Genomic DNA, 26,495 nt, shown 5'->3' on the forward strand with positions numbered 1-26,495 from the left:
TTCACTATTGTCGTAATAGATCGTGGCCATGATGGCCACTACACGCGCCTGATTCTTAATCACGCGGCATGGCTTCGCAGGTGGGTTTGCCACTGCGCTTGTGTCATCATGCTGCGACCGCCGGATAGCACTTTTATACCTTATCTATGAATAGATCCCACGCACTGCTGCTCACCTTCGCCCTGCTTCAGGGCTGCCAAAGCCTGGCCCCGCAGAACGCCGCCGAGCCGCCTGCTGCAGAGGCCGCCAAGGCTGCGCAGGAAAAGCCCGTGGTGTACGGATCGTTCAAGCCGGAAACCCTCTACAGCCTGCTGGTTGCCGAGCTGGCCGGCCAGCGCAACCGGTTCGATATCGCCCTGGCCAACTACGTTGACCAGGCCGAGAAGACTCAAGACCCGGGCGTCTCCGAGCGGGCGTTCCGCATTGCCGAGTACCTTGGCGCCGACGAACCAGCGCTGGATACCGCGCTGATCTGGGCCCGCAACGACCCGGACAATCTCGACGCGCAACGCGCCGCCGCGATCCAGCTGGCGCGTGGCGGGCGCTACGACGAGTCGATGGTGTTCATGGAAAAGGTCCTGCAAGGTCAGGGCGATACCCATTTCGACTTCCTTGCGCTGTCCGCAGCCGAGACCGATCAGAGCACCCGCGATGGCTTGATGCAGAGCTTCGAGCGCCTGCTGGTGAAGTACCCCGAGAACGGCCAGCTGATCTTCGGCAAGGCGCTGCTGCTCAATCAGGACGACAAACCGGAGCAAGCACTGGCTCTGCTCGAACAGCACCCACCGCAAAATGGCGAAATCGCTCCGATCCTGCTCCGTGCCCGCCTGCTGCAGGCCCTCGACCGTGGCCCTGAAGCACTGCCACTGCTGCGCCGGGCAATCCGCGACAACCCGGAAGACAAGCGCCTGCGCCTGACCTACGCGCGCACCCTGGTCGAACAGGACCGCATCGGCGACGCCAAGGCCGAATTCGAAAGCATGCTCCAACAGTACCCGGAAGATGACGAACTGCGTTATTCCCTGGCGCTGGTATGCCTGGAAAACAAGAACTGGGACGAGGCCGAAGGCTATCTGCAAGAGCTGGTCGAGCGCGACAGCAATGTAGATGCCGCGCACCTCAACCTGGGCCGGATCCGCGAGCAGCGCAACGACCCGCAAGCGGCGCTGCGCGAATACGCGCTGGTCGGCCCCGGTGCCGACTACTTGCCGGCGCAACTGCGCCAGGCCGACATCCTCATCGCCAACGGCCGCGGCCGCGAGGCCTCGCGCCTGCTCGCCGAAGCCCGTGAAGCGCAGCCCGACTACGCCATCCAGCTGTACCTGATCGAGGCCGAGAGCTACGGCAACAACGACAAGCCGGCGCAGGCCGACCAGGTCCTGCAGCAAGCGATCAAGCGCTACCCGGACGACATCAACCTGCTTTATACCCGCGCCATGCTCGCTGAAAAGCGTGACGACCTCAGCCAGATGGAAAAGGACCTGCGCGCAATCATCACCCGCGAGCCGGAAAACGCCATGGCCCTGAATGCCCTCGGCTACACCCTGGCCGACCGCACCACGCGCTATGCCGAAGCCAAAGCCCTGATCGAAAAAGCCCACCAACTGACCCCGGACGACCCTGCCGTGCTCGACAGCCTTGGCTGGGTGAATTACCGCCTGGGCAACCTGGACGAAGCCGAGCGCTACCTGCGCCAGGCGTTGGTGCGTTTCCCCGATCACGAAGTGGCAGCCCACCTGGGCGAAGTGCTCTGGGCCAATGGCAAGCGCCGCGAAGCGCGCCAGGTCTGGGCCAAGGCCTTCGAAACCCAACCCGACAGCACTGTCCTGCGCAAGACCGTCTTGCGCCTGACCGGATCAGAGACTCTCTAAGCCATGTTCTTGCGTCATTGCCTTACTTTCACCCTGATCGCCGTGCTCGCTGGCTGCAGCAGCTTTGGTAGCCGCGAAGCCGTGCAGGGCCAGGGCGACCCACAACTGTGGCGTCAACACAAACAACAGCTGAGCAGCCTCGACGGCTGGCAGATCAACGGCAAGGTCGGCATCCGCGCGCCCAAGGACTCCGGTAGCGGCACCTTGTTCTGGCTGCAGCGCCAGGATTACTACGACATTCGTCTGGCTGGCCCGCTTGGCCGCGGTGCGGCGCGTCTGACCGGCCGCCCCGGCGGCGTAGTGCTGGAGGTGGCCAACCAGGGCCGCTATGAAGCACCCAGCCCGGAAGCCCTGCTCGCCGAACAGCTTGGCTGGGAATTGCCGGTGTCGCATCTGGTCTGGTGGGTGCGCGGCCTGCCCGCCCCCGACAGCAAGAGCCAGCTGACTCTCGACCAGGACAGCCGCCTGGCCAGCCTCAACCAGGATGGCTGGCAGGTTCAGTACCTGAGCTACACCCAGCAAAATGGCTACTGGCTTCCAGAGCGGATCAAGCTGCACGGCAAGGACATCGACGTCACCCTCGTGGTCAAAGACTGGCAACCGCGGCAACTGGGACACTGATCGATGACCACGCTGAGCCTCCCGGCACCGGCCAAGCTGAACCTGTGGCTGCACATTATTGGCCGTCGCGATGACGGTTACCATGAGCTGGAAACCGTGTTTCAGTTTCTCGACCACGCGGACCAGCTGCGCTTTGCCCTGCGCGACGACGATCAGGTGCGCCTGCAGACAGACGTCCTCGGAGTAGACCACGACAGCAACCTGATCGTGCGCGCTGCGCGCCAGTTGCAGCAGCAGTCGGGCTGCAAGCAGGGTGCGGATATCTGGCTGGAGAAGCTTCTGCCCATGGGCGGCGGCATAGGCGGCGGCAGCTCCGACGCCGCGACCACCCTGCTCGGCCTCAACCATCTGTGGCAACTGGGCTGGGACCTTGATCGCCTGGCTGCGCTGGGGCTGAGCCTGGGCGCCGACGTGCCGGTATTCGTGCGCGGCCATGCGGCCTTCGCCCAAGGGGTTGGCGAGCAGCTCACCCCGGTCGATCCGGTAGAGCCGTGGTATGTCGTGCTGGTGCCGCAAGTGTCTGTCAGCACAGCGGAAATTTTTTCACATCCGCAGTTGACACGTGATTCCCTCCCCCTTAAGATGCGCCCCGTTCCCGAGGGAAACAGTCGAAATGACTGCCAACCGGTGGTAGAGCAAAGTTACCCGGAAGTTCGCAATGCGTTGAATCTTCTTGGTAAATATACTGAAGCTCGATTAACCGGTACTGGAAGTTGCGTGTTTGGGGCCTTCCCAAGCAAAGCCGAAGCTGATAAAGTTCTGGCCCTTCTTTCAGAGACTCAAACAGGGTTTGTGGCAAAAGGAAGCAACGTTTCGATGTTGCATCGCAAGCTACAGAGTCTGCTCTAGAAGTCGAGTACACAGTGCTCGCAGCAACAGATACAGGGGCGTCGCCAAGCGGTAAGGCAGCAGGTTTTGATCCTGCCATGCGTTGGTTCGAATCCAGCCGCCCCTGCCATTTTCCTATACTCATCCAGGTATACCCTCAGCCTTCAGGTACTGCGCGTGTCCAAGATGATGGTCTTTACGGGGAACGCTAACCCCGATCTGGCTCGACGTGTCGTACGTCAGCTGCATATCCCACTTGGTGATGTTTCTGTCGGTAAGTTCTCCGACGGCGAGATCAGCACTGAGATCAATGAAAACGTCCGCGGTAAAGACGTCTTCATCATTCAGCCGACTTGCGCTCCGACCAACGATAATCTGATGGAACTGGTAGTGATGGCCGACGCCTTCCGCCGCTCCTCAGCTTCCCGAATCACCGCCGTGATTCCTTACTTCGGATACGCCCGCCAGGACCGCCGTCCGCGTTCGGCACGTGTAGCCATCAGCGCCAAAGTTGTCGCTGACATGCTCACTGTCGTGGGTATCGACCGTGTTCTCACTGTCGACCTGCACGCTGACCAGATCCAGGGTTTCTTCGATATCCCGGTCGACAACATCTACGGCTCGCCCGTATTGGTCGACGATATCGAAGACCAGCGTTTCGAGAACCTGATGATCGTCTCCCCAGACATCGGTGGCGTCGTGCGTGCACGTGCTGTTGCCAAGTCGCTGGGTGTCGATCTGGGTATCATCGACAAACGCCGTGAAAAGGCCAATCACTCCGAAGTGATGCACATCATCGGCGACGTCGAAGGGCGCACTTGCATCCTGGTAGACGACATGGTCGACACCGCCGGCACACTGTGCCACGCGGCCAAGGCTCTGAAAGAACACGGCGCTGCCAAGGTTTACGCCTACTGCACGCACCCGGTTCTGTCTGGCCGAGCGATCGAGAACATCGAGAAGTCGGTACTCGACGAGCTGGTGGTGACCAACACCATCCCGCTGTCGGCCGCTGCTCAAGCCTGTGACCGTATCCGCCAGTTGGATATTGCACCGGTTGTCGCTGAAGCGGTTCGCCGCATCAGCAACGAAGAATCGATCAGCGCGATGTTCCGCTAAGCGGAACCCCGTTGACGAAAAGCGCCCCGCCCCGACCCTTATGTCGGGGCGGGGCTTTTTTGCCCACCCCGTTTGGCGCTGGTCGCAAACGCCTGCGGGTGCTGGCTATTTTGGAGAAACAAAATGACTGATTTTACCCTGAACGCAATCAAGCGTACTGACCTGGGGAAAGGTGCGAGCCGCCGCCTGCGTCACACGCAGAGCATCCCTGCCGTCATCTACGGTGGCAACAAAGAAGCTGAGTCCGTTACCTTCGTTCTGAAGGAAATCGCCAAGCTGTTCGAAAACGAAGCTGCCTTCAGCCACGTGATCGAACTGAACGTTGACGGCGCCAAGCAGAACGTCATCGTCAAGGCTCTGCAGCGTCACCCGGTCAAGCAGTTCATCATGCACGCCGACTTCATCCGTGTTGTCGCTGGCCAGAAACTGACCGCTCAGGTTCCAGTGCACTTCATCAACGAAGAAGCACCGATCAAGAAAGGCGGCGAGATCTCGCACGTTGAATCTCAGATCGAAGTTTCCTGCGAAGCCAAAGACCTGCCAGAGTTCATCGAAGTTGACCTGGCTAACGCTGAAATCGGCACCATCATCCACCTGTCGGACCTGAAAGCTCCTAAAGGCGTAGAGTTCGTTGCTCTGGCCCACGGTGATGACAAAGCTGTTGCCAACGTTCACGCTCCGCGCGTTGCTGCTGAAGCTGAAGAAGAAGGCGCTGCTGAGTAATCTACTCGGCGCGCCGGTGTTGACCGGGTTACAGTGCCCAGCACTGTGACCCACCAACTCCAAGGAAGAGCCCCTACGTGACCGCCATCCAGTTGATCGTCGGCCTGGGTAACCCCGGCCCCGAATACGAACAGACCCGGCATAACGCAGGGGCTCTTTTCGTTGAACGCATTGCCAGCGCCCAGCGGGTTTCACTCACTGCTGACCGCAAATATTTCGGCCTGACGGCAAAATTCAGCCATCAGGGCAACGACGTTCGTCTGTTGATCCCCACCACCTACATGAACCGCAGCGGCCAGTCCGTGGCGGCCCTGGCCAATTTCTTCCGGATCAAACCGGAGGCCATTCTGGTGGCTCACGACGAACTCGACCTGCCTCCGGGCGTCGCCAAACTCAAACGAGGTGGCGGCCACGGTGGGCACAACGGGCTGCGCGACATCATCGCGCAACTCGGCAACCAGAACGACTTCCATCGCCTGCGGCTTGGCATCGGCCACCCAGGTGACGCCAAGCTGGTCTCCAACTTCGTCCTTGGCCGCGCACCGCGCGCCGAACAGGACAAGCTCGACGCCAGCATCGACTTTGCCCTCGGCGTGCTGCCGGACGTGCTCGCCGGCGACTTCGCCAAGGCCATGCGCGAGCTGCACAGCCAGAAGGCCTGATCTCACCAAGAGGGGAATTTCCATGGGTTTCAATTGCGGCATCGTCGGCCTGCCCAACGTCGGCAAGTCCACCCTGTTCAACGCGCTGACCAAGTCCGGCATCGCGGCTGAGAACTTCCCCTTCTGCACCATCGAGCCGAACAGCGGTATCGTGCCGATGCCGGATGCGCGCCTCGCGGCCCTGGCTGAAATCGTCAAGCCGAACCGCATCCTGCCGACCACCATGGAGTTCGTCGACATCGCCGGCCTGGTTGCCGGTGCCTCCAAAGGTGAAGGCCTGGGCAACAAGTTCCTCGCCAACATCCGCGAGACTGACGCCATCGCCCACGTGGTGCGCTGCTTCGAAGACGAGAACGTGATTCACGTTTCCAACAGTGTCGACCCCAAGCGTGACATCGAGATCATCGACCTCGAGCTGATCTTCGCCGACCTTGACAGCTGCGAGAAGCAACTGCAGAAAGTCACCCGCAACGCCAAGGGCGGTGACAAGGAGGCCCTCGCGCAGAAGGCCATCCTCGAGAAGCTGATCCCGCACTTCACCGAAGGCAAGCCAGCGCGCAGCCTGATGAAGACCATGGCTGAAGATGAAAAAGCGGTGATCCGTGGCTTCCATCTGCTGACCAGCAAGCCGGTGATGTACATCGCCAACGTTGCTGAAGACGGTTTCGACAACAACCCGCACCTGGATGTAGTGCGCGCGATTGCTGAAGAAGAAGGCGCAGTGGTGGTACCGGTGTGCAACAAGATCGAGGCCGAGATTGCCGAGCTCGATGACGGCGAAGAGAAGGACATGTTCCTTGAAGCCCTAGGTCTGGAAGAGCCTGGCCTGAACCGGGTGATCCGTGCCGGTTACGAACTGCTCAACCTGCAGACCTACTTCACCGCCGGGGTGCAGGAAGTACGCGCCTGGACTGTGCGCATCGGTGCTACCGCTCCGCAGGCGGCTGGGGTGATCCACACCGACTTCGAGAAAGGCTTCATCCGCGCTGAAGTGGTCGCCTATGACGACTTCATCCAGTTCAAGGGTGAGAGCGGTGCCAAGGAAGCGGGCAAGTGGCGTCTGGAAGGCAAGGAATACATCGTCAAAGATGGTGATGTGATGCACTTCCGCTTCAACGTCTGATTGATTTCAGCTTGATGTGAAAGAATCCGGTGCCTAGGCGCCGGATTTTTTGTTTCTGGCGGGTTCAACAAGGAAGCAGAACAGCATGGAACAGCAGATTATTCTTATGCGTCATGGCCAGCCGCAACTGGCTGTGACCGGTCGAGTTGCCCTCGGTGATATGCAGGGTTGGATCGAAGACTATGATCGCTCAGTCATCACCCAAGACCCGGCACCTGCTGCCAGCGTGCAGTTGGCGGCTGGGGCGCAGGTCATTGCCTGCAGCAGCGCGCCGCGTGCACTGAGCTCGGCGCAGGCGCTTGGGATCGAGCCTGGCGTGGTCGAAGCGGTATTCTGCGAGGCGCAGCTGCCAGGTGGTCGTGGGCGCTTGGCGAAGCTATCGCCGTTTACCTGGGCGGCTGTGCTGCGGGTGCTCTGGTTGTGCGGGTATTCGCCGGGGGTTGAATCGGCCAAGGCAGCCGGTGCACGGGCGGATGACGGGGCGCGGCGGTTGCAGTCGATGGCTGAGGGTGGGCCGGTGTTGCTGGTTGGGCACGGGATCATGAATCGGTTTATTGGCAAGCGGTTGCGGGCTGCAGGCTGGGTGCGGCAGGAGTCCGGTGATAGTGGGTATTGGAGTGCTGTGGTATATCGGCGCGGGGCGCAGTCATTGTAGGAGCGGCCTTGCGTCGCGAAAGGAGCGCGTAGCGGTCCCTCGATGGGCACACCACAGCACCAACGCCTTGCAAAGTCACTGTAGGAGCGGCCTTGTGTCGCGAAAGGACCGCGTAGCGGTCCCTCGATTTGTGTACCACCGCAAGATTGCCCCGCCCCCAAAATTTCAGCTCCGCCACTGACATCGCCGGGCCAGCTTCGCTGGCCTTTCGCGACACAAGGCCGCTCCTACCCTGATCGCGTCCAGCCTGGCGCGCCTGCGAAGCAGCTATGGCGGGGTAGCAGAGCGACCTCGGCTCTCCCGCTCGGCGACCTACTGGCCTTACCACCATAAACACCGATAAGCCCATAGCAACGGTTAGCGTCCCACAAGCCAACTGGTGCCTACCCTCGCGGTACAACACACCACCCCCATCCCCCAAAATCACTTCACAAATCCCTGAACTAATTATTTCACCCAGCAGATTCTTCCCCCCACCAACCCTGCGCAAACTGCCACCACCATAATCACAATAACCGTGAGACCACCGCAGTGGACCAGACCCTCCAGGTAAGCCAGGCCGCCGCCGAGCTGGTTGCCGCCTTCGCCAGCAACGATACCGAGCGCTACTTCGCCTGCTTCAGCGAAGACGCAACCTTCGTCTTCCATACCCTCCCCCAGCCGCTGCTCTCGCGCCAGGCCTACCAAGCCCTTTGGCAACAGTGGCAAGAGGAAGGCTTCAACGTGCTCGACTGCCAATCCAGCAACGCCACCATCACCCTGCAGGGCGACCTGGCAATCTTCATCCACGACGTCGCCACCCGCATCAGCGTCAACGGTGAAGAACAACAACTGGCCGAGCGCGAGACCATCCTGTTCCGCCGGCACAGCACTCACTGGCTAGCCTGCCACGAGCACCTTTCGGTGGTTTCGCCTGCCTGAAGCAACATTAAGCCTTGCGGCCCTGCCGCCCCTGCCAACGCACCCATAAAAGCGTCGCGCCTTGCGCCGACCACAACAACCGCGCTGGAGCATCACCATGAGCAACTCGACCGGTATCGAGAGCAATGGCGTCGAGCAAATCCCCGACGCGCAACGCCATGCCACCCCGCTGGACCTGTTCCGCCTGATCTTCGGCGGCGCCAACACCTTTGCCACTGCCGTGCTCGGCAGCTTCCCGGTTTTGTTTGGGCTGTCGTTCCAGGCCGGCGTCTGGGCGATTTTGCTCGGTGTCGGTATCGGCGCCTTGATCCTCGCCCCGATGGGCCTGTTCGGTGCGTTGAACGGCACCAACAACGCGGTCTCGTCCGGCGCACACTTTGGCGTACACGGGCGCATCGTCGGCTCGTTCCTGTCACTGCTGACCGCCGTGGCGTTCTTTTCCCTGTCGGTGTGGAGCTCCGGCGATGCCTTGGTCGGCGGCGCCAAGCGCCTGGTCGGGCTGCCGGAAACCGACCTGACCCTGGGCCTGGCCTACGGCTTGTTCGCGGTGCTGGTACTGGTGGTGTGCATCTACGGCTTTCGCTTCATGCTGTGGGTCAACAAGATCGCCGTGTGGGCCTCGAGCCTGCTGTTTCTGCTGGGCATCTTCGCCTTCGCCGGACCGTTCGATGCGGGCTATGCCGGCAGCGTCAATGCCGGTCAGGCAGGTTTTTGGGCGGCGTTTGTCGGCGCGGCGATCCTGGCCATGAGCAACCCGGTCTCGTTCGGCGCGTTTCTCGGCGACTGGTCGCGCTACATCCCGCGTGAAACGCCAAAAGCACGGATCATGCTGGCGGTGATCGGCGCCCAGGTCGCTACCTTGATCCCGTTCCTGTTCGGCCTGTGCACCGCGACTCTGGTCGCCAGCCAGGCACCGGACTACATTGCCGCCAACAACTATGTCGGCGGCCTGCTGGCGATCTCGCCGAGCTGGTTCTTTTTGCCGGTGTGCCTGATTGCGGTGATCGGCGGCATGTCGACCGGTACCACCGCGCTGTATGGCACCGGGCTGGACATGTCCAGCGTGTTCCCGCGCCTGCTCAGCCGCGCCGCAGCCACCTTGCTGATTGGCGTGGCAGCAATCGGCTTTATCTTCCTCGGCCGCTTTACCTTCAACCTGGTGCAGAGCGTGTCGACTTTCGCCGTGCTGATCATCACCTGCACCAGCCCGTGGATGGTGATCATGATCCTCGGCCTGATCACTCGCCGTGGCTTCTACCATGCCGACGATCTGCAGGTATTCACCCGTGGCCAGCGCGGCGGCCACTACTGGTTCCTGCATGGCTGGAACTGGCGCGGCATGGGCGCCTGGCTGCCCAGCGCAGCGCTGGGCCTGTGCTTCGTCAATCTGCCGGGACAGTTCGTTGGCCCGCTGGGTGAACTGGCCGGCGGCATCGACGTGAGCCTGCCGGTAACCCTCGGCGTCGCCGCCCTGCTCTACCTCAGCCTGCTCCGGCTGTTCCCCGAACCCGCTGGCGTGTATGGGCCGAACGGCCCGCGCTGGGTGCACAGCAAAGACAGCGCACCGCAACCGGTAACTTCTGCCGCCGAAATGGCCTGACTGGAATCTGCCCATGAACACGTTCAACTACATCGATGGCTGCTGGGTCGAAGGCCAAGGCACTGACTGCATTACCGTCCACGACCCCGCGCTGGGCGTGCCGTTCGCCGAGCTGATGGCCGCCAGCACGGCCCAGGTTGACCAGGCGGTTAGCGCCGCACGACAGGCGCTGCCGGCCTGGAAAGCCACCCCGGCAAGTGAACGTGCCCGCCTCTTGTACGGCTTCGCCGAGCAGCTGACGGCCCGTCGTGAAGCGTTGATCGCCCTGCAGATGCGCAACAACGGCAAGCCCCGCCACGAGGCTGAAGTGGACCTCGATGACGCCGTGGCGACCTTCAGCTATTACGCAGCGCTGGCCGAGCAGTTGCCGGCCAGCAATCGTGAAGTGCCGTTGGCGGCGCCGGGCTTTACCTCGCGTACGCGGCTGGAACCGATCGGTGTGGTTGGCCTGGTCGTGCCGTGGAACTTCCCGCTGGTAACCAGCGCCTGGAAGCTCGCTCCGGCCCTGGCGGCAGGCTGCACGGTGGTGCTCAAGCCCTCCGAAGTCACGCCACTGGTGGAGCTGGCCTACGGCGAAATCGCCAGCCAGATCGGCCTGCCAGCGGGCGTGCTGAACATCGTCAACGGCAAAGCCGAGACTGGCGCCGCGCTCAGCGGCCATCCTGGCCTGGACAAGCTGTCATTCACCGGCAGCAATGGCGTTGGCAGCCAGGTCATGCGCGCCTCGGCGGCGCACTGCCGGCCGCTGACCCTGGAGTTGGGGGGCAAGTCGGCGATCATCGTGTTCGACGATTGCGACGTGCAGCAGGCAGTTGACTGGATCATTGCCGGCATCACCTGGAACGCCGGCCAGATGTGCTCGGCGACCTCGCGCTTGCTGGTGCAGGATGGCATCGCCGACGCGCTGCTCAGCCAATTGCAGGGTGCTCTGACAAAACTGCGGGTGGGTAATCCATCCAGCGAAGAAGTCGACATGGGCCCGCTGACCAGCCAGGCGCAGTGGCTGAAGGTGGCGGGTTACTTTGCCAGCGCGCGTGATGAAGGCCTGCGCTGCCTGGCCGGCGGCAAGGCACTTGACCGTGACGGCTGGTTTGTCAGCCCGACGCTGTATGTCGATGTGCCCGCAAGCAGCCGCCTGTGGCAGGAGGAGATCTTCGGGCCGGTACTCTGTGCGCAGCGCTTCAGCACCGAACAGCAGTCAATTGAGCTCGCCAATGACGGCCGCTTCGGCCTGGTCGCGACGGTATGTTCCAACGACCTGCAACGCGCCGAACGGGTCGCCGACAGCCTCGAAGTCGGCCATGTCTGGATCAACTCGGTGCAAGCGGTGTTCGTTGAAACGTCCTGGGGCGGTACCAAGGCCAGCGGCATTGGCCGCGAGCTGGGGCCATGGGGGTTGTCGGCGTATCAGGCAGTCAAGCATGTGACCCGCTGCCTGGGCTAGCGGGCGCGCCCCTTGGCCAGCAAGGGGCGCGCCGCTACCGCGATCAGGCGGGTTCGTCGGCGGGCTTGGGCGCTTCCTGCACCAGCACCATGCTCTGCGGCGAAGACAGCGGGATGTCGGCATCGCGCAAACGCCCGAGCACGGTGAACAGCAGGTCGCTGCGAGTGCCGGAGACCTGCCGCGGGCTGGCCACATAGCCACTGACGCTCAGGGTCATGCCGCTGGCGGTGAGGTCCTTAAACGTCACCGAAGGCGCCGGCGCATCCAGAATCGCTTCGTGCTCGTGGTACGCCGCCATCAGCAAGTCACGCACCTGATCAGGGTCGGTTTCCAGCGGCAGGGTCAGGGTGATACCCACCACCCCCAACGCATTGCCCATGGTCACGTTGCGCACGTTCTGCGAGATGAACTGCGAATTGGGCACGATCACCGTCGAACGGTCGGACATCTGGATCTCGGTGGCACGCACGTTGATCCGGCGGATATCGCCTTCGACGCCAGCCAGGCTGACCCAGTCGCCCACCTTGACCGGGCGCTCGGTGAGCAGGATCAGGCCGGAGATGAAGTTCTGCACGATCTGCTGCAGGCCGAAACCGATACCTACCGACAACGCACTGACCACCCAGGTCAGGCTGGTCAGGTTGATGCGCAGGGTCGTCATCACCAGCATCGCCAGGAACAGAAAGCCCAGGTAGCCGACGAGGGTCACCAGGGAGGCACGCATGCCGGCGTCCATATCGGTCTCGGGCAGCAGCCGCTCGCTCAGCCAGCGCTTGACCACACGAATGGCAAACAACCCACCGAGGAACATCGCCACAGCGATGAAAATGTCCTGCGGCACGATATTCAGATTGCCGAGTACCTTGCCGCCGCTGCCGTCCCAATCGGCCAGGCTCATCAGCAGCTCGCTGGGGCTGGTGCCGGATGGCATCAGCGCCAGCAGCGCCGCGAAGAACAGCAGCAGGGTGCGACCAATGCCGGCCAGAACGGTACTGGCCTGAGCTTGGTGACGCGGCTTCAAGCCCAGCGTCGAAGCCAGCGCCAGGCCACCTGGCTGGCGTGGCGAGAGCAGGGTTTCGCAGAGGTCGCCAAACACCGTCACCAGCAGGTAGGCGCAGGTTACGACCACGCTGATCCAGAGCATCTTGGCCGCGAGGAAGTACGCCAGGGTCAGATAGCCCGCCAGCAATGCCAGCAGAATCAGCAACACCCAGACCACAATCACGAACGGGATCAGCCCAGCCAGACCGGAGGGGCGCTCGATCTGGTGCTTGCGCCGCGTCCGGCGATAGCGCACCAGAGCGGCGAAGAACACCAGCGACACCACCAGTGCGGTCAGCCCATTGGTGGCGACGGTCAACGCCAGGCTGGTGCCGATCACGCTGTTGATCCGCTCCTGGGTCAACAGCACCATCAGCGCTACGGCCAGCACTTTGGGGAACCAGCCCAGCGCACTGGCCACTTCGTCGGGGATCGGCGGCAGCCGCCACGATGGCCGTTGCAGCATCAGCATGGCCCGGCCCAGGCCGGTGATGAAGGCGCTGAACACTACCAGCGTCAGCACGTGGTTGATCAGGCTGGCGATGTCGGTGCCCAGCTCGGCACTGTTCTCAAGGCCCCAACGCACCAGCGACACCGAACCGGCGATGGTCGCCAACGTAGCCAGGCTGACGCCCAGAGCCAGGGCACTGCGGCGCAGACGCCCTTCAGGTAGCCAGCGAATCATCGCATCGGCCAGCAGCCGCTCAACCACCAACCGCACCAACGTCCACACCAGCAGGGCGGCGACCAGGCTGGCGATGAACAACCAGCGGTGTTCAGGGCTAAGTGCACTGGCCAGGGCATCACTGGCCTCGGCCTTCAACGCCTGCAAGCGGGCGACGTCATCATCGGTCGGGCGAATCATGCTCGACCAGAAAGCCGGGCTCAGCGGGCTGGCGGCGCGGCTGGTGACCTGCGAGTTGAACTGGCTGCGGCGCAGGTTGACGATCTGGGTCGACAAGTCACGCGCAGACTGGGTCAGCTGGTTGGCATTCTGCTGCTCGGCCAGCAGCTTTTTCTTGTCGCTGGTGAGCTGCTGACGCTGGCGGGTGATGCTTTCGCCCTCGTCGGGCAGTACATCGCCGAGCACCTTGAGCTGATCATCCAGGCGGCTGATGTCGGTGGTGCGTACCGCGGTCAGCGCATCGGCCTGACGCTGCACCTGCATGGCGGCCTGACGCAGCTGCGACAGCTGGTCGTCATTGGCATTGCTGGTGACGCCCTGGCGGATCTGGTCGAGCCGATCGGTCAACTGCTCGAGGCTGGCGTTTTCTTCCAGCGCCGGCATTTCACCGGCCAGCAGTTGCGCTACCGGCGTAGCGCCTGCCGACCAGGCCGGGGTCGCCACCCACATAAGCAGGGCCAGTAACCCCACACACAAACGGTCAAGGCTTACACGCCTCATCGAAATCACCTATAGACAGACTCTGCTGGCGGCGAATTCTACGCCGCTCACCGGCTTAGGGAAGTGCCGTTTCTCGCTCCAGCAGCTGCCGCTTGCGCTCTACGCCCCAGCGGTAGCCGCTGAGATCACCGTCCCGGCGAACCACTCGATGGCAAGGAATGGCCACGGCGATGCGATTGGCTGCACAGGCCAGTGCCACCGCCCGCACTGCCTTGGGTGCGCCGATGCGTTCGGCGATGTCGGTATAACTGACGCGCAGGCCTGCCGGCACCTCACGCAAGGCTTGCCAGACCCGCTCCTGAAATGCCGTGCCTTGCACATCCAGCGGCAGATTCAGGCCCAGCGCGGGTTGCTCGACAAAGCCCACCACCTGCGCGATCAGTTGCTCGAAGCGGCTATCGGCACCGATCAGTTCGGCATTGGCGAACTGATCCTGCAGGTCGTTGAGCAACTGCGCCGGGTCATCGCCGAGAAATATCGCGCAGACCCCACGCGCACTCTGCGCCACCAGAATCGCCCCCAGCGCACACTGACCAATGGCGAAGTGAATAGTCGCGCCAGCACCGCGCGCGCGGTACTGCTTGGGCAACATGCCAAGGCGCTGACCGGCGCCTTCGTAGAAGCGGCTGTTGGAGTTGTAGCCGGCATCGAACAGCGCTTCGGTGACTGTCGCCGCCTCACCCTGCAAGCGCTCGCGCAGGCGCTGAGCGCGAAACGCCGAGGCATAGGCCTTGGGGGTCAGGCCGGTCTCGGCCTTGAACAGGCGATGCAGATGAAACCGGCTGACTGCGAGCTCGACTGCCAGTTGATCGAGGCTCGGCAGCGCCTCGCTGGTTTCGATCAGGCGGCAGGCGCGCGCGATCAATGCAGTTCGCCGGGCGCTGATAGTGTCGACAGGCTGCATGGTGCAGTCTCCTGGCTGGAATGGGCAAAGCGTGGCAGAGCAGCTGCCAGTGTTCACTCCGATTCTTGCGCTTGTTCGTGAATTCAACTGCCACAGCCAGGCTTGATCAACCCACCGCACGCCACAGATACCACGCCGCTGCCGTCCGATAAGGGCTCAAGGGCAGCCCCAGCGCGCGCATCTGTCCAGGCGTCGGCGCCTTGTCCAGGCCCTTGATACGCCGATAACCCTCGCGCACGCCAAAGTCATCGACCGGCAGGATATCCGAGCGCTCCAGGCAGTAAATCAGCAGCATCTCCACCGTCCAGCGCCCTACCCCACGCAACGTCACCAGCCGTTCGATCAACTCGTCATCAGCCATACCCAGCGCCTCGGCCCGGCTTGGCACCAGGCCGTCGAGGCGAGCCTGGGCGATGCCCTGCACTGTGGCCAGCTTGTTCGCCGAAAAACCACACCCGCGCAGTGCCAACGGAGTGGTTGCCAGCACCTGCTCGGGGCTGGGAAACGCCACCTGCGGGTACAACGCGAGCATCCGCTGCAAGATCGCCTCGGCCGCGCGCGCGTGCAACTGCTGGTGGGCAATCGCCCGCACCAGCGCCTCATAAGGCTCGCGCCCGGGCGTAGCACGATGCAGGCAAGGCCCTATTGCCGCAACATGCCGCGCCCAGTCAGCATCAATGCCGGCCAGATGAACGCTGGCCTGCTGCAGCCCTGCCGCGCTGAGGTCGGACACAATCATTGGCAAAAAACCTGCGTTGAGCGTGATCGCTCATCTTAGCCCAGGCCTTTACCTGAACCCTAGTTCACCCATAGAATTGAGAACCATTAACAAACGCATATAACTCCAGTTCAGGGCCATTGATCCGATGCAGATGAACGACACGCTCAAGCCGTCCGAGGTCGATCTGCTCTATCAAACCCATCACGCCTGGCTGCGTGGCTGGCTGCGGACTAGAGTCGGCTGCATGGAAAACGCCGCTGACCTGGCCCAGGACACCTTCGTGCGTCTGTTGCGCGCACGCCAGGTAGCCCCGCTGAAAGAACCCCGGGCGTATCTGAGCAGCATCGCCCGTGGCCTGATGATCGACCAGTTTCGCCGACGTGCGCTGGAGCGTGCCTATCAGGACAGCTTGGCCTGCCTGCCCGAGGGCGAAGCGCCCAGCGAAGAATACCGGCTGATCATTCTCGATACCCTCGAACGGCTGGATCGTGCCCTGCAGCAACTCAAGCCGCGGGTGCGCCAGGCGTTTTTGCTGGCACAGCTGGATGGCCTGAGCATCACCCAGATTGCCCTGCGCCTGGAGGTTTCCCGCGCTACCATCGAACGCGACCTGGCCAAGGCACTTGGCGTTTGCTATCGGTTGCGCTATGCCGACCTCTGAGCGCACGCCGGCACAGGCCCAGGTCGATCAGGCCATCGACTGGCTGGTCAAGCTGCGCTTCGACGAGCCAAGTGCACGCACCCAGCGCCAGTTCCAGCAATGGCTGACCAGCCATCCGCACAATGCACTGGCCTGGCAACGGATCAGCGAGCTGAGCGAAGAGCTGGCCGGCCTGCCCAGTGATCTGAGCCGGCGCACCCTCGACGGCAGCCGCCGGCAGCGCATCAGTCGTCGCGATCAGCTCAAGCTGATGGCCGTGCTGGCGGTTGGCGGCAGCCTCGGCTGGGCGGCACGCGAACCCCTCGGCCTGCAGGCGCTGCTCGCCGACAGCAGTACTGGCACCGGTGAGCAACGCCACGTGCAAGGCAGCGACGGCAGCTCAATCCAGCTCAACACCGCCAGCGCCATCGACCTGCGTTATAGCAGCGAGCAACGCCAGTTGAGCCTGCTGCGTGGCGAGCTGACCCTGGACAGCAATGGCGACGATAACCGGCCCTTCATCATCAACACCCGTATTGGCCAGTTGAGCACGCAGAGTGGCCAGCTGCTGATACGCGAGAACGACGACGGCCTGCTGCTGGCCGTTCGCCGTGGAGTGGTCAACGTCGCCTCGCAGAGCAAGCAGGTGCAGGCGGGACAGGTGCTGCAATTGTCGATGTCGGGCGTCGCCTCGCCGGCGCAGCTGCATGGCGACCCCTGGGCCTGGACCGACGGTGTGCTCAGCGTGCAGCAGATGCCCTTGGGCGAGTTCATCAGTGAGTTGTCGCGATACCGCCCAGGGCTGTTGCGCTGCGCCGATGAGGTCGCTCAGCTGAAGGTCTCTGGTACCTATCAGCTGGCCGATACAGAACAGATTCTGCAGCTGCTGGCGCGTACCCTGCCGCTGCGTATCGACTACCGCACACGCTATTGGGTCAGCATCGGCGCGACCTGAAAAAAGCCTGAAAATAAATGAGGTGGAATCTCATTCTCGCTCGGCCTGAAGGAACAAAGCCCGAAAAGTGGACTTGAACATCTTCAGGAGCGCTGCATGATTCACCGCCGTCCCCACCGCCCCGATCGCCTGCGCCGTGCCGTGCAGGCCGCCCTGCTAGGCCTCGGCCTGAGCGCCGCCGCCCTGCCCGCGCAGGTCCTGGCCGCACCCGCCAGCCAGAACCAGCAGCGCGACTGGAACATCGCCGCCGGCCCGCTGGCCAGTGCCCTGGACCAGCTGGCCCGTCAAGGCGGCCTGAGCCTGTCGTTCGACGCCAACAGCCTGCAAGGCAAGACCACCCGAGGCGTGCAGGGCCGGTATGACAGCGCCCAGGCCTTGTCGATCATGCTGCAGGGCAGCGACGTGCAGGTCCAGCAGGAGAGCGCCAGCAGCTTCTTGCTGATCCCGGCAGTCGACGCCGGCGGGGCGCTGGAGCTGGGCGCGACCAGTATCTCCAGCGACCGCCTGGGTGAGACCACCGAGCATTCCGGCTCGTACACCACCGGCGCGGTGACCATTGGCAAAACCGCCCAGAGCATCCGCCGCACGCCGCAATCGGTCACCGTGGTCACTCGCCAACGGATCGACGACCAGAACATCACCAACCTGACCAACCTGCTCGAGCAGACCCCAGGCGTGGTGGTGAACATGACCGACAGCGAGCGCGTGCAGTACTACTCTCGCGGTTACGCGATCGACGCCATTCAGTACGACGGCGCCACCGTAGTGCAGGGCAGCGGCGGCGGTTCGTTCATCCAGAGCGACTCGGCGATCATCGACCGCGCCGAGATCCTGCGCGGCGCCACCGGCATGCTGCGCGGCGCCGGTAACCCTTCCGGCACGGTCAACCTGGTGCGCAAGCGCCCAACCGCCGAGTTTCAGGGTGAAGGCAGCGTGACCCTGGGCAGCTGGGATGCGCAGCGCTATGTAGCCGATGTATCCGGCCCACTGACCGAAACCGGCAATGTACGCGGGCGGATGATTGCCGTGCACGATGACAAGGACTTCTCCCAGGACATACGCACGGAGCGCAAAGAGGTGCTGTACGGCGTACTCGCCTTCGACCTCAGCGACAGCACCACCCTGACCACCGGCCTGGAATGGACCAAGCTCGACGCCACCGGCGCCTGGGGCAACCTCCCCGCCGACTTCGACGGCAAGCCCCTGCCGTTTGGCCGCAGCACCTACCTGGGCTCGGACTGGAACCGCTGGGACCGCAGCAACCTGCAGACTTTCGCCGAGCTGGAGCACCGCTTCGACAACGACTGGAAGCTCAAGCTGATGGCCCAGCGCACGCATTTCGAGCTCGACGACCACGGCTTCAAGCAGACCTTCTTCAGCCGGCCCACTGGCACCAGCAACCCCTACCTGATGAATTATCAGGTCACCGAAGGGGACGGCGGCGAGAGCATCCAGAACAACCTCAGCGCCACCCTCAACGGCCCGTTCGATCTGCTCGGTCGCACCCATGAACTGATGCTCGGTGTCGAACGCATCCGCAACGACTCCTACGCTTCGGCCACCAACAACGTCGCCTCCGGGCAGTTCGATCTGCGCGACTGGGACCCGAAGACCAGCCTGCCCGAGCCGGATATCACCATCTTCGCGCACCCGGTGCGCACCCGTACCACCCAGCAGGCGGCTTATGCCACCTGGCGCATTTCCCTGGCCGAGCCGCTCACGGCGATCATCGGTGCGCGCAACAACTGGTACGACTACGAGCAGGAAAACAACGTCAAATCCAACGGCAAGTTTGCCGTCGACAACAAGATCGTGCCGTATGCCGCGCTGATCTATGACATCAACGACAACTTCAGCACCTACGCCAGCTATACCGAGATCTTCAACCCGCAGACCGCCACCGGCGTCAGCGGCGCGGTGCTCGAGCCGACCACCGGTGAAGCCTACGAGACCGGGATCAAGGGTGAGTTCTACGAAGGGCGCTTGAACACTTCGCTGGCGTTCTTCCGCATCTATCAGGTCGGCAACGCGCTGGACGACATCAGCGGGCCCAACCCGTGCCTGCCCAACTACACCAGCGGCTACTGCAAAGTAGCGGCCGGCAAGAACCGCAGCCAGGGCTTCGAGCTGGAGATTTCCGGCGAGGTGCTACCGGGCTGGAACGTCGGCGGTGGCTACACCTACAACACCACCGAGTACCTGAAGGACACCACCAACAGCACCGGCAACCCGATCCGCACCACCGACCCCAAGCGCATGTTGCGCCTGTTCACCAGCTACCGCCTGCCCGGCGAGCTGGAGGCGTGGACCATTGGCGGTGGCGTGCAGGCACAGAGCGATATCTACAATCGCAACGGCACCGCCGAAGCGTCGCAGGCGGGTTATGCGGTGTACAACGGCATGGTCAACTACCGCTTCAACCAGCAGTACTCGCTGCAGCTCAACGCCAACAACATCTTCGACAAGAAGTACTACCGCCAGGTCGCGCCGACCCCAACCGGCTATTACTGGGGTGATCCGCGCAACGTCTCGGTGACCCTGCGCGGCAGCTTCTGAGGCTACGCCGAGCGCTTACTCGGCGACCGTCTTGAGCTTGCCGGCGCGGCGATACGACTGCCGGGCAAAGCACACGAACAGCCCGGCCATCAGTGCCAGCGCCATCGGCAGACCATGCGGCGCGGCGCCCATCGCGGCGCCGCTGAGCAGCGGCCCGATCAGGCTGCCGACACCCCATAGCAGGCCGACGCTGGCATTTGCCGTGACCAGGTCGCGACCCCTGAAGCGCTGGCCGATCAGCACCAGCGCCAAGGTGTAGATGCCGCCAGCCACCGCGCCCAGCAGCACCAGCATCGGCCACAGCAGCCAGCTCATCTGCAGCAACCACGGCAGGCCAATGCCGATCAGCATCGCTACCACCCCGCACACCAAGTGCAAACCGGTGCGCTCGACCCGATCCGCCAACCAGCCCAGCGGCAGCTGGAACAGCATGTCGCCGGCAAACACCACAGTCACCATCAGCGCTGCCACGGCCACGGCAAAGCCATGGCTGGTGGCGTACACCGGCAGTAACGACAGCACCACCGCATCGAAGAACGAGAAAAACAGCACCGCCACACACAGCGCCGGCGCAACCCGGAAGAAACCAGCAAGGGTAAAGCTCTTGTCGTCTTCTTCCGCGTGTTCGACATGGTCGTTGGGTACGGTCAATCCGATGCACAGCAGGGCCAGGCCATAGCAGGCCGTGACCACCCCGGTGATCCACGGGCTGTGCGCGCCGACCAGCGCCAGCATCGCCGGGCCAAGCACCTGAAAGCCGGTAAAACTGGTGGCGTACAGGGCCATGATCTTGCCGCGGTTGTGCTCCGGGCACAGCTCGTTGACCCACGACTCACCCAGAATGATGGCGATGCCCATGCCCAGGCCAAGCCCCAGCCGCAGCAGGGCCAGCAGCCAGATCGATGAGAACGCCCACTCCAACAGACCGATAGAAACAGCGCACAGACTGAAGCAGAGTAAATAGATGGTGCGTCGGGTCAGGTAGCGGCAGCAGGCATCGACCAGAAACGCCGAGAGCATCATCCCCGCCGCCGGGATCGCCGCCATGATGCCGATCTGCAGGGTATTGGCACCACTGTCCTGCAGCCGCAACGACACCAGCGGCAGGCTCGCCCCAAGGCTGAAACCCACGACCGATACGGCGAACAGAAGGCCCGCCAGCAAACGCATGTTCATTACCCACTCCTTGCATGCCGGCACGGCGGCACCCGCGGCCGTGTCGGCTGATAACCCTGAAAAATGACTGCACACAGGCGCCCGCGGCCAGACGCAAGGGCGCTGGTCGCAGCGGCACGAATCAGTTCAGGGCAAGGTGTGGCGAGAAGGTGAAGGCAAACAGCACGCTGCGCCGCCGCTTGAGCACCGTGTCGCTCGGCCAGGCACGCCGACAGGCCTGAGCTGCAGGCTGAAGGGCTTGGAGGAGACGCTGACTACGGCGCATTGCATCGACTACGCAGGTAAAGAGGAAACAGCACTCTAGGCCAAGGCTGCCGCGCGCGTCAATCTGCGTGGGGCCGCGCTGCAGCCCCACGCGCACTCAACGCTTGCCGGTAGACGGCAGCAATATCGCCAGCAAACCAAACAATGGCAGGTACGAGCAAAGCGCATACACGTACTCGATGCCGCGCAGGTCAGCCACGTAGCCCAGCAGCGCCGCACCGATCCCGCCAAAGCCGAACATCAGGCCAAAGAAGATCCCGGCGATCATGCCGACATTACCCGGCACAAGCTCCTGGGCGTAAACGACGATGGCCGAGAATGCCGAAGCGAGGATAAAGCCGATCACCACGCTGAGGATGGTGGTCCAGAATTGATCGGCATACGGCAGCGCCAGGGTGAACGGTGCCACGCCGAGAATCGAGAACCAGATCACCGCCTTGCGCCCGAAGCGGTCGCCAATCGGCCCGCCAAAGAACGTCCCCGCCGCCACTGCGCCAAGGAACAGGAACAGGTGCAACTGCGAGCTGGCCACCGAAACGTCGAATTTCTCGATCAGGTAGAAGGTGAAGTAGCTGGTGAAGCTGGCCATGTAGAAGTACTTCGAGAACACCAGCAAGCCCAGCACCACCAATGCGCCGATCACGCGCTGGCGCGACAAGCCGTGGGTTGCTTCTACCGCCTTGCGCGCCTTGGCCTGGTTGAGGTGCTCCTTGTACCAGCGGCGCAGCAGCAGGGTTACGCCAAAGAAGAACAACCCAGCCAGGCCGAACCAGGCGACATGGGTCTGGCCGAACGGGATGACGATTGCCGCTGCCAGCAGCGGGCCCAGCGCCGAGCCGGCATTACCACCAACCTGAAAGGTCGATTGGGCCAGGCCGAAGCGCCCGCCCGAAGCCAGCCGGGCAATCCGCGATGTCTCTGGGTGAAACGCCGAAGAGCCGATGCCAACCAGCGCCGAGGCCACCAGAATCATCGGGAAGCTGCCAACAAACGCCAGCATCACGATCCCCACCAGCGTGCACAGCGTGCCCAGCGGCAGCAGGTTCGGCGTCGGCCGCTTGTCGGTGAAAAACCCCACCCACGGCTGCAACAGCGACGCGGTGATCTGGAAGGTCAGGGTAATCAGGCCGATCTGGGCAAAGCTCAAGTTGTAATTGGCCTTGAGCATCGGGTAGATCGCTGGCAGCACGGCCTGGATCAGGTCGTTGATCAGGTGCGCCAGCGCACAGAAGCCGATGATGCGCATCACCAGGGGGTTGGCACCTGAAGCCGTAGTTGCGCTGGAGGTGGTTTGAGAACTGCTGATGGCCATGGGCTCGACATCCGTCCGCGGGTTTGGGATCCGATTATCAGGAAACAAATCGATACATAGCTAGCTTTTTTACCATCGGTCCGAAGCGCGCTTGTAAATGGTTCTCAATATAATTAGCATCCATGGCACATTGCCCTACTCCCTATCGCCGCTTCCGCCTCACCTGCGAGCAGACCGATCCATGAACCCAATGCCCGCCCAGCAGCCCACACCCGACGCCGATCGCGAGGCACTGGAGTGGTTTTCCACACTCCGTCAGCCAAGCTGCGATGAGCAACAGCGGCAGGCATTTGCCATTTGGCAGCAGGACCCAGCCAACGCCCGCGCCTACGCTGAACTGGGAGCCTACTGGCAGCATCTCACTCCGCCTCCAGCAAGGCCGCGCCCGCGTCAGTTGAAAACCCGCCGCAGCTATCTCGGCAAAACCCTCGCCGCGCTGTTTCTGTTGATCCTCGCTGCCCTCGCCTACCTCTACTGGCCACTGATGCAGCGCCTGGCCAGTGAACTGCACACCGCCAGCGGCGAGCGCCGCAGTGTGCGCCTGGCAGACGGTTCAACGCTGCACCTGGACAGCGCCAGCGCGATGAACGCCGACCTGCGCGGACGCACCCGCCAGTTGCAGCTGGTGCAAGGTCAGGTCTCGCTCGAAGTGGTGCTCGATGGCCGCGCCATGGAAGTGCAAGTTGGCCAGGCGCGCATTCAGGTCTATGGCACTCGCCTGATGATCGCCCGCAGCAGCCAGCATGACGAACTGGTCGTGCTCAACGGCAAAGCCATGATCATTCAAGGCGGCGACCAACGCCTGCTCTCGGCCGGCGAACGGGTGACCTTCACCGAACAGCGCATCGACCCTGTGCAAAAAATCGACGTGCAGCGCGTCGAGGCCTGGCGCAGCGGGCACTTGCAGGTCAAGGATCAGCCCCTGGCCAGCGTGCTCGAGCGCCTGGCCGGCTATCAAGGCCAGCGCATCTGGCTGATGGATGAGCAAACCGCTTATCGCCGGGTGAGCGGTGATTTCAACCTCGACCGCGCCCAGGCCAGCCTCGATCAGCTCGCCGCCGAGCAGCAATTGCAGCTGTATAGCCTGTTCGGCCAGTGGCTGATCGCCCGCTAAAACTGCGGTCGCAGGCTAAGCGGTTGAAACCGTGTAAATTTTTTTTGATTCTGGTGTTGACAGAGGGCCGTCTGAAGCGAATAATGCGCGCCAGTTGGCTACATAGCTCAGTTGGTTAGAGCATAGCATTCATAATGCTGGGGTCCGGGGTTCAAGTCCCTGTGTAGCCACCACCCTTCAGATGTACAGATTTCTCACGAGGTCTGTAGATCTAACAAGAAGCCCGCCTAGTGCGGGCTTTCTTGTTTCTGGCGTTCCCTAAATTGGGCTTGGCTTGAATGCGCCGGGGCTGCTTTGCAGCCCATCGCGACACAAGGCCGCTCCTACAGGGACCGCGTTCCATCGACATGCTCAGTCAACTGTAGGAGCGGCCTCGTGTCGCGAAAGGGGTGCTTAGCGCCCCCAGCTTTCCCACTGAAGACAAGCAGAACCAGTCGCACGCCAACCGAACTCAACGCGCACCCGCAACCAACACAGTCAAACCCAGCCCGATCAGCGCCACACCGATCACGCGATCAACCACTCGCTGGCGCTCGATCATGGCCAGGCGCAGCGCTGCGCTGGAAAAAAACACCGCCACCAGGCTGAACCACAGCCAATGGGCGAAGGACATGAATGCGCCGTAGGCAAAGTCCCGCGCCAGCGAGCTGCCCGGCTGCACCACCTGGGTGTAGGCGCTGATCACAAACAGCATGGTCTTGGGGTTCAGGGCGTTGGTGAAAAACCCTGTACGTAACGCCCTCAAGCTACCCCTGCCCTGCCCCTGGCGGACGTCGTCGAGGCGAATCCGCTTGGTATTGGTCAGCGACTGGTAGCCCAGATAAATCAGGTAGCCCGCGCCCAGCACCTTCATTGCCATGAACAGCGCCGGACTTTGACTGATGATCACGGCAATGCCCAGCACCGTGTACAGCACATGCACCTGCACGCCCAAGGCAATGCCGACCGCAGCGGCCAGGCCGGCCTTGCGCCCCTGTGCATAACTGCTGCGGGTGACCATGGCGAAGTCAGCGCCGGGGCTGATCACGGCAAGTACGGTAAACACGGCGACAGCAATCAGTTCATTCACGCAGGCAACCTCGATAGGCGATGAAAATCCACAGTTCGCTGATTATCGAAGGCTTATCCACAGGTCAAAATCGATTTATAGTCGCGTAGATCCGCTAGTTTTCCTCACAGATAGCCAGCGTTCACTTGCGCCGAGATTTCAATGAAACTGCCGCCGCTCAACACCCTGCGTTTTTTCGACGTCGCCGCCCAGACCGAGAGCTTCGTGCGCGCGGCCGAGCGCCTGCATGTCACCCATGGGGCGGTTAGCCGGCAAATACGCTTGCTGGAGCAAAGTCTGGGGGTCGAGTTGTTCGAGCGGCGCAACCGGGCGCTGTTCCTGACGGCGGCCGGGCGCGCCCTGCACAGCACTACCCAGGCCATCTTCGAGCAGGTCGAAGACACTGTGCAGCGCTTGCAGCAACCGGCTCAGGACAACGTGCTGGTGTTGTCCTGCGAGCCGACCATCGCCATGCGCTGGCTGATCCCACGGCTGCCGGACTTTCACGCAGCGCAGCCGGATATCCAGCTGCAACTGGTCGCTGCTGGCGGCGCAGTGGACTTCGCCCGCAGCGGTATTGACCTGGCCTTGCGGCGTGACGATTTTCACTGGGAACGCACGCTGCACAGCGTGAAGATCTGCGATGAATGGGTGGGGCCGGTGTGTCGCGCGGGCAGCCATGAAGCCGTGCACAACCCTCGCTTGTTGCACAGCCGCAGCCGCCCGACGGCCTGGCCTGACTGGCATCGGTTGCGCGGCGAAGCGGCACGGCACCGCGCTGGCAGCGACTACGAGCACTTCTACCTGTCGATCCAGGCGGCCGGCGCCGGCCTGGGCCTGGCCATGGCGTCAGCCTTGATGGTCAGCGACGAACTCGCCGGCGGCCAGCTGCACGCGCCTTACGGTTTTGTCGCAGATGGCTCGGCGTATCACCTGCTCAGCCCACAACCGTTCATGCCCGGCTGCAAACGGCAGCGTTTTGCCGATTGGGTACACAAGCACTGTCAGGACTGCTTGGCTGAGCTGGGCTTGGCACAAAACGACGAGTCGGCGCTGCCATCACCGCCCCAGGTGCGATAACCGGCCGTGTCGATGTGGATGCGCCCAGACGGATAGCGGCCCAGGCCCATGTTCCAGGCCTGGCCATGCTGCTGCCAGAAGCGGCATAGCGGATTGGGGTCGGCCCATGCCGGCAGCAATACATCAACGGCAAATGCTCGGGTGTGGGCACTGCCCAACGCTCCGCCAGCACAGGCGTTGAGCTGCGGATCGCGGTACGCCGACACCACCTCGAACTGGCGCAGAACATCCTGCTCAGCCAGCGTTTGCAGCAACGCCAGTGTCGAGCGCACTGCCGGCCACTGCGCCGCCGGCGGCACCGCGAACGGCGAGGCACGACACTGACGCCAGTCCGACGCCGAGCGCAGCAACTGATGAATCGGCACCACGCCATACAGCCGCGCCTCGACCAGCATCTCGCGAAACGGCCGAGTCTGATGGTCGCCGGCCCACTGGGCGAACATCCACAGATCGCGCGGGTCGGCCTGGGCAGCGCTGGCGATGCTCAAGCCCGCTGCACAGAGCAGCATCCTTGTAGTGTTCATTGCTTCCTCGGGTTGTTGAACTGCGCTGCAAAGTTGTTGTGGAATCCAACTGTCTTTCATGACCTCTGATGAGCGCTGGGGGCCGATCTGCTAACCCTGTGGGAGCGGGTTTACCCGCGAAAAGTACGACGCGGTGTACGGCACCGGCTTCGCCGGTGTTCGCGGGTAAACCCGCTCCCACAGGGTTT

At 62.8% G+C, this 26,495-nt stretch carries 22 protein-coding genes, 2 tRNA genes and 1 pseudogene; 18 read left to right on the forward strand and 7 right to left on the reverse strand.

From position 1 onward, the window contains the following. The first annotated feature begins 146 nt into the window (after positions 1-146). The 12 genes from ACQZ2L_RS24420 (at position 147) to ACQZ2L_RS24475 (ending at position 11,567) form a co-directional block, all read left to right on the forward strand. On the forward strand, positions 147-1,871 hold the full coding sequence (locus tag ACQZ2L_RS24420; RefSeq protein ID WP_430328214.1) for a tetratricopeptide repeat protein: 1,725 nt from the start codon (positions 147-149) through the stop codon (positions 1,869-1,871). Positions 1,872-1,874: 3 nt separating this feature from the next. After that, positions 1,875-2,492 (forward strand): lipoprotein insertase outer membrane protein LolB, encoded by a 618-nt coding sequence (lolB, locus tag ACQZ2L_RS24425; RefSeq protein WP_430328215.1) that lies wholly within the window; start codon positions 1,875-1,877, stop codon positions 2,490-2,492. Between the two features lie 3 nt (positions 2,493-2,495). Continuing rightward, positions 2,496-3,341 carry a 4-(cytidine 5'-diphospho)-2-C-methyl-D-erythritol kinase gene (ispE, locus tag ACQZ2L_RS24430; RefSeq protein ID WP_430328216.1) on the forward strand — a complete coding sequence of 282 codons (846 nt, stop codon included), beginning with the start codon at positions 2,496-2,498 and terminating at the stop codon, positions 3,339-3,341. Between the two features lie 34 nt (positions 3,342-3,375). Continuing rightward, positions 3,376-3,450 (forward strand) — tRNA-Gln (locus ACQZ2L_RS24435). A gap of 47 nt (positions 3,451-3,497) precedes the next feature. Next, positions 3,498-4,439 carry a ribose-phosphate pyrophosphokinase gene (locus ACQZ2L_RS24440; protein ID WP_099773531.1) on the forward strand — a complete coding sequence of 314 codons (942 nt, stop codon included), beginning with the start codon at positions 3,498-3,500 and terminating at the stop codon, positions 4,437-4,439. Between the two features lie 123 nt (positions 4,440-4,562). After that, positions 4,563-5,162 (forward strand): 50S ribosomal protein L25/general stress protein Ctc, encoded by a 600-nt coding sequence (locus tag ACQZ2L_RS24445; protein WP_430328217.1) that lies wholly within the window; start codon positions 4,563-4,565, stop codon positions 5,160-5,162. Positions 5,163-5,239: 77 nt separating this feature from the next. Further along, positions 5,240-5,824: an aminoacyl-tRNA hydrolase gene (gene pth, locus ACQZ2L_RS24450; RefSeq protein ID WP_103436029.1), complete on the forward strand. Its 585-nt coding sequence runs from the start codon at positions 5,240-5,242 to the stop codon at positions 5,822-5,824. Positions 5,825-5,846: 22 nt separating this feature from the next. Beyond that, the gene (ychF, locus tag ACQZ2L_RS24455) at positions 5,847-6,947 is read left to right on the forward strand and encodes a redox-regulated ATPase YchF (RefSeq protein ID WP_430328219.1); all 1,101 of its coding nucleotides are present in this window, start codon (positions 5,847-5,849) and stop codon (positions 6,945-6,947) included. 85 nt (positions 6,948-7,032) lie between these two features. Further along, on the forward strand, positions 7,033-7,602 hold the full coding sequence (locus tag ACQZ2L_RS24460) for a histidine phosphatase family protein (protein WP_430328220.1): 570 nt from the start codon (positions 7,033-7,035) through the stop codon (positions 7,600-7,602). A 531-nt stretch (positions 7,603-8,133) separates the two neighbouring features. Further along, positions 8,134-8,523 carry a YybH family protein gene (locus tag ACQZ2L_RS24465; RefSeq protein WP_430328221.1) on the forward strand — a complete coding sequence of 130 codons (390 nt, stop codon included), beginning with the start codon at positions 8,134-8,136 and terminating at the stop codon, positions 8,521-8,523. Between the two features lie 97 nt (positions 8,524-8,620). Continuing rightward, complete coding sequence (locus tag ACQZ2L_RS24470) at positions 8,621-10,123, forward strand: purine-cytosine permease family protein (RefSeq protein ID WP_430328222.1); 1,503 nt, start codon at positions 8,621-8,623, stop codon at positions 10,121-10,123. A gap of 13 nt (positions 10,124-10,136) precedes the next feature. Then, entirely contained in the window at positions 10,137-11,567 is a 1,431-nt protein-coding gene (locus ACQZ2L_RS24475) for an aldehyde dehydrogenase family protein (protein ID WP_430328223.1), read from the forward strand. Between the two features lie 43 nt (positions 11,568-11,610). Here the strand turns inward: ACQZ2L_RS24475 and ACQZ2L_RS24480 are convergent, their stop codons facing one another. From ACQZ2L_RS24480 to ACQZ2L_RS24490, 3 genes and pseudogenes are all read right to left on the reverse strand, one after another. Beyond that, the gene (locus ACQZ2L_RS24480) at positions 11,611-14,013 is read right to left on the reverse strand and encodes a DUF3772 domain-containing protein (protein WP_430328224.1); all 2,403 of its coding nucleotides are present in this window, start codon (positions 14,011-14,013) and stop codon (positions 11,611-11,613) included. Between the two features lie 55 nt (positions 14,014-14,068). After that, positions 14,069-14,890: pseudogene (gene ada, locus ACQZ2L_RS24485) on the reverse strand (bifunctional DNA-binding transcriptional regulator/O6-methylguanine-DNA methyltransferase Ada); the annotation flags it as partial. A gap of 133 nt (positions 14,891-15,023) precedes the next feature. After that, positions 15,024-15,656 carry a DNA-3-methyladenine glycosylase family protein gene (locus ACQZ2L_RS24490; protein WP_430328225.1) on the reverse strand — a complete coding sequence of 211 codons (633 nt, stop codon included), beginning with the start codon at positions 15,654-15,656 and terminating at the stop codon, positions 15,024-15,026. Positions 15,657-15,783: 127 nt separating this feature from the next. On the opposite strand from ACQZ2L_RS24490, the gene ACQZ2L_RS24495 reads away from it, so the two are divergent. The 3 genes from ACQZ2L_RS24495 to ACQZ2L_RS24505 all read left to right on the forward strand — a co-directional run bounded on the left by ACQZ2L_RS24495 (position 15,784) and on the right by ACQZ2L_RS24505 (position 19,789). Next, positions 15,784-16,299: a sigma-70 family RNA polymerase sigma factor gene (locus ACQZ2L_RS24495; RefSeq protein ID WP_430328226.1), complete on the forward strand. Its 516-nt coding sequence runs from the start codon at positions 15,784-15,786 to the stop codon at positions 16,297-16,299. Continuing rightward, positions 16,286-17,233: a FecR domain-containing protein gene (locus ACQZ2L_RS24500; RefSeq protein WP_430328227.1), complete on the forward strand. Its 948-nt coding sequence runs from the start codon at positions 16,286-16,288 to the stop codon at positions 17,231-17,233. Before ACQZ2L_RS24495 ends, ACQZ2L_RS24500 begins: the two co-directional genes overlap by 14 nt. Positions 17,234-17,329: 96 nt before the next feature. After that, positions 17,330-19,789, forward strand: a complete 2,460-nt coding sequence (locus tag ACQZ2L_RS24505; protein ID WP_430328228.1) for a TonB-dependent siderophore receptor — start codon at positions 17,330-17,332, stop codon at positions 19,787-19,789. Between the two features lie 15 nt (positions 19,790-19,804). On the opposite strand, the gene ACQZ2L_RS24510 is transcribed toward ACQZ2L_RS24505, so the two are convergent. Together ACQZ2L_RS24510 and ACQZ2L_RS24515 are read right to left on the reverse strand one after the other, a co-directional pair. Continuing rightward, a complete protein-coding gene (locus ACQZ2L_RS24510) occupies positions 19,805-20,965 on the reverse strand; it encodes an MFS transporter (protein WP_430328229.1) in 1,161 nt (386 codons plus the stop codon). A gap of 361 nt (positions 20,966-21,326) precedes the next feature. After that, positions 21,327-22,541, reverse strand: a complete 1,215-nt coding sequence (locus tag ACQZ2L_RS24515; protein WP_101316450.1) for an MFS transporter — start codon at positions 22,539-22,541, stop codon at positions 21,327-21,329. 190 nt (positions 22,542-22,731) lie between these two features. Here ACQZ2L_RS24515 and ACQZ2L_RS24520 point away from each other — a divergent pair, with 190 nt between their 5' ends. Then, positions 22,732-23,655: a FecR family protein gene (locus ACQZ2L_RS24520; protein WP_430328233.1), complete on the forward strand. Its 924-nt coding sequence runs from the start codon at positions 22,732-22,734 to the stop codon at positions 23,653-23,655. 96 nt (positions 23,656-23,751) lie between these two features. Next, positions 23,752-23,828, forward strand: a tRNA-Met gene (locus tag ACQZ2L_RS24525). A 278-nt stretch (positions 23,829-24,106) separates the two neighbouring features. Here ACQZ2L_RS24525 and ACQZ2L_RS24530 read toward each other — a convergent pair. Continuing rightward, complete coding sequence (locus tag ACQZ2L_RS24530) at positions 24,107-24,724, reverse strand: LysE family translocator (protein WP_430328230.1); 618 nt, start codon at positions 24,722-24,724, stop codon at positions 24,107-24,109. Between the two features lie 141 nt (positions 24,725-24,865). Here ACQZ2L_RS24530 and ACQZ2L_RS24535 point away from each other — a divergent pair, with 141 nt between their 5' ends. Then, complete coding sequence (locus tag ACQZ2L_RS24535; protein WP_430328231.1) at positions 24,866-25,783, forward strand: LysR family transcriptional regulator; 918 nt, start codon at positions 24,866-24,868, stop codon at positions 25,781-25,783. On the opposite strand, the gene ACQZ2L_RS24540 is transcribed toward ACQZ2L_RS24535, so the two are convergent. After that, positions 25,708-26,307: a D-Ala-D-Ala carboxypeptidase family metallohydrolase gene (locus ACQZ2L_RS24540; RefSeq protein ID WP_430328232.1), complete on the reverse strand. Its 600-nt coding sequence runs from the start codon at positions 26,305-26,307 to the stop codon at positions 25,708-25,710. The genes ACQZ2L_RS24535 and ACQZ2L_RS24540 overlap by 76 nt on opposite strands. Positions 26,308-26,495: the final 188 nt, after the last annotated feature.

Origin of the sequence: Pseudomonas shirazensis, assembly GCF_050496565.1 — a bacterium.
GTDB lineage: Bacteria > Pseudomonadota > Gammaproteobacteria > Pseudomonadales > Pseudomonadaceae > Aquipseudomonas > Aquipseudomonas shirazensis_A.